This is a genomic window from Serratia myotis (genome assembly GCF_027474885.1).
Taxonomy (GTDB): Bacteria; Pseudomonadota; Gammaproteobacteria; order Enterobacterales; family Enterobacteriaceae; genus Serratia; species Serratia proteamaculans.
In genome coordinates this window covers 5,196,194-5,208,638 of sequence record NZ_CP099707.1, presented here as the reverse complement: position 1 = coordinate 5,208,638, position 12,445 = coordinate 5,196,194, and the positions used below count along the sequence as shown (strand labels likewise).

Here is a 12,445-nt window from a genome sequence, read left to right as displayed (position 1 = left end):
GCAAAAAAATCCCCTTAAAGCGGCGAAAATCCGTTTAAGGGGAGGGTTCGGCAATTAATGCTGGTGAGGCGTCGGGCGGTATTGACGCCAGAAGCCAATCAGCGTCAGGTATTTTTGTTTCACCTGCTCGATTAAAGCGGCGTCATCCAGCTCACCCTGCAGCCAGCGGCGTGAAGGCTGGCCAAAAATGGTGCGGCCGACGGCAAAACCTTTCACCCAGCGTGCATCCGCCGCCGCCGCAAAACCGGCTTTCAGCGTTTCTTCCGGCGAATCCAGCCCCAGGATCAATACCCCGCGGCAGTGCGGATCGTTAGCGTCGATCAACGCGCCGACCTGCTGCCAGTGCTCGGCGCTCAACGGCGGCAATTTCCACCAGTCCGGCTTAATGCCCAGCTGATAAAAGTGCTGCAGCATCTCCAGGTAGTAGCTTTCATTCTTGTCAGCGTTACTTTCTGGCAGGATCACCTCCAGCAACAGTTCATGGCCGGACTTACAGCAGCCGCGATACACGTCGCTAATCAGTTCATCCTGCTCGCGGCGCAGTTCGACGGCGTCATGCGGATGGTAAAACACCAGGCATTTCACTACGTGTTCCTGCGGCCAGTCGATCAGTTGCGAACCGATATTGCCATGCTCCAACCGCAACGGCCGTGAGCCGGGCAGCTCGACCGGTCGACCGATCCACCAGCCCTGGCCGGTGATCTCGTTCAATGCGGCCTGACCATAGGTGGTGTCGGCCAGAATGCCGCTGTTGCCCCGTAGCCCGGCGGCTTCTGCGGCCTGTTGCGCCGCCGTCAGCAGCAGGGTTTTCAGTTTGGGGATACGTTCCTCGCTGACATTGGCTTCTCGCGCCATGTCCACCAGCTGTTTGCGGTGATCGAAGGCGAACACGCACAGTTCCGGCCATTGCTGTTTACGGGTGGTGACCCGGTGCAGATGGTTAAGCCGCTCATCGCGGTCCGGGCGTTTCACTTGCTGTTCGCGTTGCAGATAGTCATCCAGCTCCTGCTTGCTGGGCATCGCCGGGGCACAGCCATGGCGCGAAACCACCAAGGCTCCGCAGGCATTGGCATAGCGGCAGGCCTGATCCCAACCTTCATCGTTCAGGTAACCGCGCAGCAGGCCGGACATAAAGGCATCGCCCGCGCCCAGCACGTTCAGCACCTCAACCCGCACGCCGGAATGCAGTTTTACCTGCTGCCAGTCGGCGGCGATCTCGCCTTCGAATACTGAACAGCCTTGTGCACCGCGTTTGCAAACCAGCGTGGCCTGGGTCGCTTTACGCACGTTTTTCAGTGCGGTCAGGGTATCGGTGCTGCCGCCGGCAATATGAAACTCTTCTTCGGTGCCGACGATCAAATCAAAGTGATGCAGTACTTCCTGCAGTTCGCGGGTCACTTTTTCTGACTCGACAAAACGGGTTTCGCCGTCACCCAGCGACGTCAGCCCCCACAGCACCGGCCGGTAGTCGATATCCAGCGCGGTACGCAGGCCGTGGCGGCGGGCGTATTCCAGCGCCTTCAATACCGCCGCACGGGTGTTCGGGTGTGAAAGGTGGGTACCGGTAATGGCCAGTGCGCGCGAGGATGCGATGTAGGACTCATCGATATCGTCCGGCGTCAGCGCCATATCGGCGCAGTTTTCACGGTAGAAAATCAGCGGGAAGGTTTCCTGATCCTTGATGCCGAGGATCACCAGGCCGGTCAGGCGCTGGGGGTCGGTGATCAGGCTCTGGGTGTCTGCACCGACGCGTTGCAGTTCTTCGCGCAGGAAACGGCCCATATGCTCGTCGCCGACGCGGGCCAGCATGCCGGACTTCAGACCCTGAATGGCGGTGCCGTAGGCCACGTTGCCGGAAGAGCCGCCGAGATATTTGGAGAATGTGCTGGCATCTTCCAGGCGTGCGCCGATCTGTTGTGCATAGAAATCGACGGCAATACGCCCGAGACAAATGACATCAAGCTGTTTTTCTTGTGTAGCCATACCCGTTTCCTTCTGTATTAAGCCAAACCCCGACTACGAAGCATTTTTGGAGTATGAGGAATAAAAATTTCAATTTCAAGATTGAATGAAATTTACACCCCAAAAATGTGATGCATTTAAAACAGCGCCAATACGCCAGCGAAAAGCACTAAAAACCGCGCCCTGCCTGAAGGGAAAACACCGGCAAACGGCAAGGGCATTGAGGGCGCCACAGGCCGACGGTACCAAGGGTTACAGCGAGTTAGGCTGCGGATGGGGCGGGACATCGGTGGGGGCAGGAGGGGCTAAGTCAGTGAATTCTAAAGGCATGGATGAAACGGTGTTTTCATCAATATGCGATCTTTATCGCAAAATGAAATGTTTCTTCTGTAATGTGATTTTATGAAAAATATATTTGTTTATAATCGCTTCACGTTTCAGGTTGTCGGCTTAAGTAGCGCAGCGCGCTGAAAGACGGCGGATATCACACAGCTTCTCAGGTTCGGCATGCGGGTGGTGCCGGAGCGGGCGTGACTACTCTAAAAGGGTGAGCAAATGGGCAAGATCCGGTTAACCATGGCACAGGCACTCGTCAGGTTTCTCGACAACCAGTATCTGCTGGTCGACGGTGTGGAAACCAAATTCGTTAAAGGCATCTTTGCTATTTTCGGCCACGGCAACGTGCTTGGCCTGGGACAGGCGCTGGAACAGGACAGCGGCGAGCTGGTGGTGCATCAGGGGCGTAATGAGCAGGGCATGGCCCACGCCGCAACCGGTTTTGCCAAGCAGAAACTGCGCCAGCAGATCTACGCCTGTACCTCTTCCGTCGGCCCGGGTGCCGCCAATATGATCACCGCCGCCGCGACCGCCACCGCCAACCGCATTCCTTTATTGCTGCTGCCGGGTGATGTTTACGCCTCGCGCCAGCCGGACCCGGTGTTGCAGCAGATTGAACAGTCTTACGATCTCAGTATCAGCACCAACGACGCTTTCCGTGCAGTGAGCAAGTACTGGGATCGTATTGTGCGACCGGAACAGTTGATGAGCGCCTGTATCAACGCGATGCGCGTGCTGACCGATCCGGCAGAAACCGGTGCGGTGACGCTGAGCCTGCCGCAGGACGTGCAGGGCGAAGCCTATGACTACCCTGACTACTTCTTCCAGAAACGCGTGCACCGTCTGGATCGCCGCCCGGCGACCGAAGGCATGCTGGCCGATGCGCTGGCGCTGTTGACCTCCAAGCGTCAACCGCTGGTGGTGTGCGGCGGCGGGGTGAAATATTCCCAGGCCGGTCAGGCGCTGCGCGAGTTCGCCGAACGCTTCCAGATCCCGTTTGTGGAGACCCAAGCCGGCAAGGGCACGGTCCCGTCCAGCCACCCGTTTAACCTGGGTGGCATTGGTGAAACCGGCTGTTTGGCCGCCAATACCCTGGCCCGACAGGCCGATCTGGTGATTGGCGTGGGCACCCGTTATACCGACTTCACCACCTCGTCCAAATGGCTGTTTCAGAATCCCGACGTCGATTTTCTCAACGTCAATGTCAGCGCCTTTGACGCCGGCAAGCTCGATGGCCTGCAGGTGTTGGCCGATGCCCGCGAGGCACTGTCTGCCCTGGGGGCACGGTTGGCGCAGGCCGATTACCGCGCCGGTTGGGGCGATGCCATTGCCGAGGCTCGTCGTGCGCAACAGCAGGAAACCGCCCGCGTTTATGCGGTGGAATACACCGGCGAAGGCTTTGTACCGGAAATCGACGACCATCTCGATCGAGACCGCGTGTTTGCCGAATTTATTGAAAAGACCGATTCGCTGCTGACCCAAAGCCGGGTGCTGGGGGTGCTGAATCAGCATCTGCCACAGGACAGCGTGATCGTGGCCGCCGCCGGTAGCCTGCCGGGGGATTTACAGCGCGTGTGGCAGAACCATGGCGAGCACGGTTATCACGTGGAATATGGCTACTCCTGCATGGGCTACGAGGTTAATGCCGCGCTGGGGGTCAAACTGGCCGAACCGCAGCGCGAGGTGTACGCGATGGTTGGTGACGGTGCCTTTATGATGTTGCACTCCGAGCTGGTCACCTCGATTCAGGAAGGCTGCAAAATCAACGTGGTGCTGTTCGACAACATGACCAACGGCTGCATCAACAACCTGCAGATGGAACACGGCATGGACAGCTACACCACCGAATTCCGCTTCCGCAACCCGCAGGGCGGCAAACTCGACGGCAAGCTGGTACCGGTCAATTTCGCCATGCTGGCGGCGGCTTACGGCTGTAAAACCTACAGCGTGACCACCGAACAGCAGCTGATCGAGGCGCTGGCCGATGCGCGTCTGCAAAGCGTTTCTACCCTGCTGGACATCAAAGTGCTGCCAAAAACCATGGTGCACAAATATCTCAGCTGGTGGCGCGTGGGCGGTGCCCAGGTTGCCGACAGCGAAAAAATCGTCGCCGTAGCCCGCAAGCTGCAAGAGAACATCGACAAGGCTCGCGACTACTGATTAACACATGGCTTGATTACCCAGACCTTGCGTCTGCCGCAACTATTTGAAGAGGATAACGAAAATGACACTGAACATTGGGGTTATTGGCACCGGCGCAATCGGTCGGGATCACATTCGTCGCTGCAGCAAAGTGTTGCAAGGCAGCCGCGTCGTGGCGGTGAATGATATCAACCGTGATAACGCTGCCAAGGTAGTGAGCGACCTGAAGCTGGACGCCAAGGTGTATGACAACGGCCACGATCTGGTCAAGGCCGCGGACGTGCAGGCGGTGCTGGTCACCTCCTGGGGCCCGAGCCATGAAGAGTTCGTGTTGGCTGCGATTGCCGCCGGCAAGCCGGTATTCTGTGAGAAGCCGCTGGCGGTCACTGCACAGGGCTGTAAAAACATCGTTGAGGCTGAAGCCAAACACGGTAAACGCCTGGTGCAGGTCGGTTTTATGCGCCCTTACGATCAGGGCTATCGTGCGCTGAAACAGGTGCTGACCAGCGGGCAAATCGGCGAGCCGCTGATGCTGCACTGCGCGCACCGCAACCCCACCGTTGGTGAAGCTTACACCACAGATATGGCGATCACCGACACCCTGATCCACGAGATCGACGTGCTGCGCTGGCTGCTGGATGACGACTATGTTTCGGTGCAGGTGGTGTTCCCACGCAAAAGCCCCAAAGCATTCCCGCATCTGAAAGATCCGCAGATTGTGCTGTTCGAAACCGTCAAGGGCACGCGCATTGATGTCGAAATCTTCGTTAACTGCCAGTACGGCTATGACATCCAGTGTGAAGTAGTGGGTGAAACCGGCATCGCCAAACTGCCAGAACCCTCTTCAGTACAGATGCGCAGCGGTGCCCGACTCTCGACCGAAATTCTGACCGACTGGAAAGACCGCTTTATCGATGCCTATGACGTTGAGCTGCAAGGCTTTATCAATGACGTGCAGGCAGGCGCGCTGACCGGGCCTTCCGCCTGGGACGGCTATGCTGCCGCCGTGACGGCCGATGCCTGCGTGGCTGCACAGCTCAGCGGTGAGATTGTGCCGGTGACCCTGCCGCCGCGTCCGGCGTTCTACAACAAGTAGTGTGCTGAACGCCGTACTCACGTTTAAAGAGGAATCACTATGAAGATCGCTTTTGATGTTGATGTCATCAGGGACCTGGGCATCACCAAAATGGTTCAACAGGTGGCGGACTGGGGCTATCAGTATATTGAACAGTCACCGCATCCGCAGATCAATCCGTTCTACAAGCACCCGAAAGCCGGGCGTGAAGTGATGGCGGAATACAAAAACGCGCTGAAAGCCACCGGCGTGGAGATCTCCTCATTTATCGTGGTGTATCGCTGGTCCGGCCCGGGAGAAGATCGTCGTCAGGCGGCAGTCAAAAACTGGCGTCGGATGATCGAAATCGCAGTGGAAATGGGGGTGCAGGTGATCAACACCGAGCTGGCGGGCAACCCCAATGAGCCGGAGATCTGTGAAGAGTTGTGGTATCGCTCCATGGAAGAGCTGTTGCCGATTATCGAGCGCGAAGGTATCCGCATGGAGATCCAGTCCCATCCTTGGGACTTCTGTGAACTGAGCAACGAAACCGCCGATATCGTCAAATCGTTGCGCAGCGATCACGTTAAGTACCTCTACAGTGTGCCGCACACCTTCTACTACGACAAAGGCCAGGGCGACGTGGCCGGTATGCTGAAATATGCCGGTGACGATCTCTCGCATGTGTTGATCGCCGACACCATGAACCATACCAAACACTGCCGTTATATCGTCAACCCACCGGGTGTCGACGCTGCTGTGCACCAGCATATGGGCATCGGCGAAGGCGAAGTGGACTTCGACATCCTGTTCCAGACCCTGCGCGATATGGAGTTTGCCAATCGCAGCTTTAAGGTCGGCGGTGAGTCGATTATCTGCACCTCGCTGTTTGGTTATCCGGAAAGAATGAAAACCCAGGCGGTCGCGACCCGCGAGCGGATCGAAAAAGAGCTGTTGGGCAAATAAATTCCTGGCTGCGCGGGTGAAAATCACCGCCAGGCCGATCTGACTATTGAGGCTGACAATGAATAAAGACAACGTAAAACTGGCCATCGCCCCGATTGGCTGGACCAATGACGACATGCCCGACCTGGGCAAAGAGAACACTTTCCAACAGTGCGTCAGTGAAATGGCGCTGGCCGGGTTCACCGGCAGTGAAGTGGGCAGCAAGTACCCGCGCGATCCGGCGGTGCTGAAGCCGATGCTGGATATCCGCGGCATTCAGATCTGCAATGCTTGGTTCAGCACCTTCTTCGCCGATGGCCTGAAAGAAAAAACCATCGATGAATTTATTAACCATATGAATTTCCTGCATGCGATGGGGGCCAAAGTGATTGGCTGCTCCGAGCAGAGCAAGAGTATTCAGGGCACCACCAAAGGGGTGTTCGAAGAGAAGCCGTACTTCACTGATGAAGAGTGGCAGCGGGTGGCTGAAGGTTACAATGAGCTGGCTAAAATTGCCGCGGGCAAGGGGATGCAGGTCTGCCTGCACCACCATATGGGCACCGGCATTCAGACTACCGCCGAGATCGACCGCTACATGAGCATGGTGAACGACGACGTCTACCTGCTGTTTGATACCGGCCATGCCTACTACTCCGAAGGCAGCCAACAGGCGATGATGGCGATCCTGGAAAAATACCTGCCGCGAATCAACCATGTGCATTTGAAGGATGTGCGTGACGAAGTGGTAGCAGAAGTGAAGGCCAACAAACTGAGCTTCCTCGATGGCGTGAAGAAAGGCACCTTCACCGTGCCAGGGGACGGGGTGATCGACTTCCTGCCGGTATTTAAACTGCTGGATGAGCGCGGTTACAAAGGCTGGATGGTGGTGGAGGCTGAGCAGGATCCGGCTTTGGCCAACCCGTTTGAGTATGCGGTGAAGGCACGCCGCTATATCAAAGAGACCGCCGGCATTTAATCCGGCAGAGGTCTGGGAGGGGCGCTTGAGCAATCAATGCGCCCCTTTTTATTCTTGGTGGGTGTCAGGTGAGGGTTTTTCAGGTGGTGACGCAAGCGCCACGGGTGAAGGCCTTGTGGCGTTCGCCTTTAAAATTTATACGCATTGGAAAACGAGTTTCGCTACGCCATTAACCAAAAGATGCGAATCGGTTTCTGATTTAACTTCTTTCATCGCCTTGTTCTGCTGCTTACAAAAATCCGTAGCGTCCTTTGCTACCAGAGCCTCTGCGCCAGTCACTCTTCCACGGCCAGGCGAAGCCTCCACCGCTGCCGTATAGTTTCCATCCGGAAGTTTCTCTATGTTGGAGTGATAAGATAAACCAATAAATCCAACCCGGGTATTGTCATTTTTTACTGCGCAACCCGATAAAACAAGTGCAGCGCCTAACAGTAAAGTACAGAAATGTTTTTCCATTGAATAATTACTCCGTCTATGTAGTGTTGTTGTTCCCAATGTAAAGACAGCGACTAATAACTGGAGTTCTTATTCATTCATGGCAAGTTAATGCTGTTTAGGCTTCATTTAAAATAGATATAAAATTATTGCTATCGGTTTGGCACCAACGCCTGTGCGCTTTACAGTGCGGCCTTGTCGGCTGTATAGCCATGGCGGCTCAGTATTTGTAAGTAAGTGAGATTTTAAATATTATGCTCATGATGAGGTTATTTATTAACGGTTGAAGATGTGTGGGTTTATTCATAACTCACTTTTCTATAATTGGTTCTGTAATTAAAGTATTAACTACAAGTTGGATGCTTGATATAAATTATCGGAAGTGTGAGGCTTTTGGTTTGACTGATATTTCCGTATGAACCTCTAGTGAAATAGTGAAGGCACGCCGTTATATCAAAGAGACCGCCGGCATTTAATCCGGCAGAGGTCTGGGAGGGGCGCTTGAGCAATCAATGCGCCCCTTTTTATTCTTGGTGGGTGTCAGGTGAGGGTTTTCCAGGTGGTGACCTGCCCGCCGGGCCACGGGGTTGCGGCGTAAACGCCACGGGCGATCGCTCGCGCCAGGGTGTCCGCCGCCAGTGCGCCAATTTGCAGCACCGCCAGTTCTCGGCTGCCTTCGACTTCACGTTGGCCGGTGGATAGGGCAAACACCACGTCACCGTCGAACGGGCTGTGCAGTGGGCGGATAGCACGCGCCATGCCGTCCTGTGCCATGATCGCCACGCGTTTAAGTTCAACCCGGGTCAACGCCAAATCGGTGGCGATGCAGGCCAGGGTGGTGTTTTTTCTGCCGCCTGTCGGCTCTTCCGGCATCCAGTCTTCCCCCTGTCCGTGCAGTTGTGCCAGCGCTGCGGGGCCGCCGTTACCAAACTCACCGTTGATTTCATAGGGCGTGGCCCAGAAGGCGCGAGTGCCGGGAGCCACCACCGACCCCAGGCTGTTGACCGCCACCAGAGCGCCGACGGTCGCGCCGTTAGCCGCTACGATCGAAGCCGAACCCAGTCCGCCTTTCAGCTTGCTCATGCCGGTCATGGCGCCATAGCCTGCGCCCACGGTACCGAGTGGGAAATCATGGCCTGCCTTGCTCGCGGCCTCTATCCCCAGTTGGCGATAAGGTGGATTCAACTGCCAGTCTTTGTCGCCCGCGTTACTGAGATCGTACAGGCAGGCGGTGGGCACTATCGGGGAAACCGGCACGCCCGGGGCCGGGCGCAGGGCATAGCCTTTGCCTTGTTGCCCCAGCCAGGCAGCCACGCCGTCGGCTGCGGCCAGGCCATACACCGAGCCACCGCTCAGCACTAACGCATCGATGGTCTGCACCAGGTTATCTTCCCCCAGCGCATCGGTTTCCCGGGTTGCCGGGCCGCCGCCGCGCACGTCGACTGCGGCGATCGCCGGGCGATCCGGCAGGATCACCGTGGTGCCGGTGCGCACCCTGCTGTCCTGGGCGACACCGACCCGCAGGCCGGGCACGTCGGTAATCAGGTTACGGGTGCCGGTACGTACGGCAGGAGAAGTTGGCATTGCGGCCCCCAGGAAGGTGGTGGGAGAAAGGATGCCGATAGCACCCGTTACGCAGGCCAGCGTTTGCACAAAGGTGCGGCGGCTGACGGTTAAAGGGCGGTTATCCGCCCCGGTTCCACTTTTGTTTTCACTCATAATGAAGGTTTTTTCTGCTGTTCGCTGCGAAAACGCGCCATGTGATGGGAGTCGACCAGCTCGCCGTCGCGTATGGCATAGGCGCGGCTGGTGCCTTCAATTTCAAAACCGAACTTGCGGTATAGCGCAATGGCGGCCTGGTTGTCAGTAAACACCGTCAGTTCGATGCGTTCGATGGCCGCCCAATTATCACAAAGGTCGATCATCGCCTTCATCAGACTGCTGCCGACGCCTTTACCCTGATGACGGTCGTCGACACCAATGCCAAAGCTCGCCACGTGACGACGACGCACGCGCTGATTGAGCATCAGGCCCAACTGGCCGACGATCTGCCCATCGATACAGGCCACCAGGTTATGGCTGCCCGGTTCGAGGTTGGCGAGACGCTTATGCCACAACTCGATTGACGGTAGCGGAAGCTGTAGTGTGTCGCGGTAAGCCTTCGGCTGAGAGTAAAGCTGATGAAGGGCTTGGGCATCTGCCGTTTCCACGTGACGAACCACTATTTCGCTCATTGCGCTGCTCCTTTGGCTTACCGGTTGAATAACCTCTGAATTTATCCGTTTAATGTGTCGAGTCAATATTATTACGTATTGGTTAAAAAAACGCTTTACAGGTGCGAATGATAATGATTATTATTGCGATGCGTTCCGGGGAGAGTATCAACCTTTGGTACCCTCGCTGCGAAGGCACGACATTGCTCACATTGCTTCCAAGTATTACTTAGCCAGCTCGGGTGCTGGCTTTTTTTTTGCCTGTTTTCCGCCCCTGCCAGTCTTCAACAAATCCACTGCCCATCGCTTCAAAACTCCATCTAATTTTTTGAACAGAGCGAAGAGTTTTTTGCGCTTTCATATTCTGCTGTCAGGACTAGACTGTAAAAAACATTGAGGAGAGTTGAATATGATTTACTTACGTAAGGCAGAAGATCGTGGTCATGCCAATCATGGTTGGCTGGATAGCTGGCACACCTTCTCATTCGCCAACTATCACGACCCTGATTTTATGGGCTTCTCGGCGCTGCGGGTGATCAACGAAGATATGATCGATGCAGGGCAGGGGTTCGGCACCCATCCGCATAAAGACATGGAAATCCTGACCTACGTGCTGAGCGGCACGGTAGAACATCAGGACAGCATGGGTAACAAAGAGCAGATCCAGGCCGGTGAATTCCAGATCATGAGTGCCGGCACCGGGGTGCGCCACTCCGAGTACAACGGCAACAGCGATCGTCCTTTGCACCTGTACCAGATTTGGATCATTCCCGATCAGGTTGGGTTGGAGCCGCGCTATGAGCAACGCATGTTTGATGCGCCACAGGGCCGTCAACTGGTGCTGTCGCCGGATGCACGTGAGGGTTCGCTGAAGGTGTTCCAGGACATGACGTTGTCCCGTTGGGCGTTGAGCAAAGAAGAGCAGGCGGAATGCCTGATTGAAGCTGGGCGCCGTGTATGGGTTCAGGTGGTACGCGGCAAGGTGGTGGTCAATGGTCAGCAGGCCGGCACCAGCGATGCTTTCGCGGTGTGGGATGAAACTGCACTGTCGATTAAAGCCGATGAAGACAGTGAAATCTTACTGTTCGATCTGCCGCCAGTCTGATTAAGCGGTAAATATCAAGGGCTCACAGGGTGAGCCCTTTTTACGTTGTACCCTTCCATAACCAACAATATCGGCCCCGGTTTTTTTTTGCTAAAATGAGCGCCCATTCACGGTTAGCCAGTTCATTGATAATGAAGAAAAAACGGCCGGTACTCCAAGATGTTGCAGACAAGGTTGGCGTGACCAAGATGACGGTGAGCCGTTATCTGCGTAATCCCGATCAGGTTTCTGCCGTCTTGCAGCAAAAAATTGCCGTCGCGCTTGATGAGCTGGGCTACATTCCCAACCGTGCGCCGGATATCCTTTCCAACTCCACCAGTCGCGCCATTGGCGTCTTGCTGCCGTCGTTGACCAACCAGGTGTTTGCCGAAGTGTTGCGCGGCATTGAGAGCGTCACGGATGCGCACAATTACCAGACCATGCTGGCGCACTACGGTTATTTGCCGGAGCGTGAAGAACAGCGGCTGACCTCGCTGCTGTCTTACAATATTGATGGCCTGATCCTGTCTGAACGCCACCATACGGCGCGCACCATGAAGATGATCGAGGTGGCGGGGATCCCGGTAGTGGAACTGATGGACTGCGTTTCGCCGTGCATCGATCTGGCGGTCGGCTTCAATAACTTTGAAGCGGCGCGCCAGATGACCCAGCAAATCATTGCGCATGGTCATCGCCACGTGGTGTATTTTGGCGCGCGTCAGGATGAGCGTACCATTATCAAACAGCAGGGCTACGAGCAGGCGATGCGTGAATCTGGCCTGCAGCCCTACAGCGTGATGACTGCGCGTTCGTCGTCCTATTCCGCCGGGGGGGAGTTACTGCGTCAGGCGCAGCGCGACTACCCGCAAATTGACAGTATTTTTTGCACCAACGATGACCTGGCCATCGGGGCGACCTTCGAGTGTCAGCGGCAGGGGTTGTCGATCCCTAAAGATATGGCAATTGCCGGTTTCCACGGCCACGATATCGGCCAGGTGATGGTGCCGAAGCTGGCGAGCGTGTTGACGCCGCGTGAACGCATGGGGCAAATCGGCGCCGAACGTCTGCTGGCCCGACTGCGGGGTGAAACGGTCAGCCCACGTATGGTTGACGTCGGTTTCACCGTGATCCCCGGTGGCAGCATCTGATCGGTTTTAAGCCTTTGTTTGAGCAATTTTAATTCTGCAACCGCGCCGTCCGGCGCGTTTTCATTCCCCTCTGTAAGCTTGTCGCCTGTTACCCCCATAAGTTTGATCTCTATCCCAGAACGCGAATTTTAGCCCGTTACCCGGTTCCGG

11 protein-coding genes are annotated in these 12,445 nt (G+C 56.1%); 6 read left to right on the top strand and 5 right to left on the bottom strand.

All coding sequences use genetic code 11. The features are described from left to right. Window positions 1-54 precede the first annotated feature (54 nt). A complete protein-coding gene (locus tag NHG65_RS24505) occupies window positions 55-1,983 on the bottom strand; it encodes a bifunctional 5-dehydro-2-deoxygluconokinase/5-dehydro-2-deoxyphosphogluconate aldolase (protein WP_499182766.1) in 1,929 nt (642 codons plus the stop codon). Window positions 1,984-2,517: 534 nt separating this feature from the next. On the opposite strand from NHG65_RS24505, the gene iolD reads away from it, so the two are divergent. The 4 genes from iolD to iolE all read left to right on the top strand — a co-directional run bounded on the left by iolD (window position 2,518) and on the right by iolE (window position 7,415). Next, window positions 2,518-4,458: a 3D-(3,5/4)-trihydroxycyclohexane-1,2-dione acylhydrolase (decyclizing) gene (gene iolD / locus NHG65_RS24500; protein WP_207979742.1), complete on the top strand. Its 1,941-nt coding sequence runs from the start codon at window positions 2,518-2,520 to the stop codon at window positions 4,456-4,458. Window positions 4,459-4,522: 64 nt separating this feature from the next. Then, the gene (gene iolG, locus NHG65_RS24495) at window positions 4,523-5,536 is read left to right on the top strand and encodes a bifunctional inositol 2-dehydrogenase/D-chiro-inositol 1-dehydrogenase (RefSeq protein ID WP_261427768.1); all 1,014 of its coding nucleotides are present in this window, start codon (window positions 4,523-4,525) and stop codon (window positions 5,534-5,536) included. A gap of 39 nt (window positions 5,537-5,575) precedes the next feature. Continuing rightward, window positions 5,576-6,460 (top strand): sugar phosphate isomerase/epimerase family protein, encoded by an 885-nt coding sequence (locus tag NHG65_RS24490; RefSeq protein ID WP_099063473.1) that lies wholly within the window; start codon window positions 5,576-5,578, stop codon window positions 6,458-6,460. A 58-nt stretch (window positions 6,461-6,518) separates the two neighbouring features. Continuing rightward, on the top strand, window positions 6,519-7,415 hold the full coding sequence (gene iolE, locus NHG65_RS24485) for a myo-inosose-2 dehydratase (protein ID WP_207979740.1): 897 nt from the start codon (window positions 6,519-6,521) through the stop codon (window positions 7,413-7,415). A 135-nt stretch (window positions 7,416-7,550) separates the two neighbouring features. On the opposite strand, the gene yegR is transcribed toward iolE, so the two are convergent. The 4 genes from yegR to NHG65_RS24465 form a co-directional block, all read right to left on the bottom strand. After that, a complete protein-coding gene (gene yegR, locus NHG65_RS24480) occupies window positions 7,551-7,871 on the bottom strand; it encodes a lipoprotein YegR (protein ID WP_207979738.1) in 321 nt (106 codons plus the stop codon). A 519-nt stretch (window positions 7,872-8,390) separates the two neighbouring features. Further along, window positions 8,391-9,569: a P1 family peptidase gene (locus tag NHG65_RS24475; protein WP_499182765.1), complete on the bottom strand. Its 1,179-nt coding sequence runs from the start codon at window positions 9,567-9,569 to the stop codon at window positions 8,391-8,393. Then, complete coding sequence (locus tag NHG65_RS24470; RefSeq protein ID WP_499182764.1) at window positions 9,566-10,084, bottom strand: GNAT family N-acetyltransferase; 519 nt, start codon at window positions 10,082-10,084, stop codon at window positions 9,566-9,568. The genes NHG65_RS24475 and NHG65_RS24470 overlap by 4 nt, the downstream gene beginning before the upstream one ends. A 208-nt stretch (window positions 10,085-10,292) precedes the next feature. Next, window positions 10,293-10,424 carry a hypothetical protein gene (locus tag NHG65_RS24465; RefSeq protein ID WP_261260184.1) on the bottom strand — a complete coding sequence of 44 codons (132 nt, stop codon included), beginning with the start codon at window positions 10,422-10,424 and terminating at the stop codon, window positions 10,293-10,295. Window positions 10,425-10,472: 48 nt separating this feature from the next. Between NHG65_RS24465 and NHG65_RS24460 the strand changes: the two genes are divergently transcribed. Further along, on the top strand, window positions 10,473-11,168 hold the full coding sequence (locus NHG65_RS24460; protein WP_499182763.1) for a pirin family protein: 696 nt from the start codon (window positions 10,473-10,475) through the stop codon (window positions 11,166-11,168). A gap of 131 nt (window positions 11,169-11,299) precedes the next feature. Beyond that, window positions 11,300-12,295, top strand: a complete 996-nt coding sequence (gene gntR / locus NHG65_RS24455; protein ID WP_099063478.1) for a gluconate operon transcriptional repressor GntR — start codon at window positions 11,300-11,302, stop codon at window positions 12,293-12,295. Window positions 12,296-12,445 lie beyond the last annotated feature (150 nt).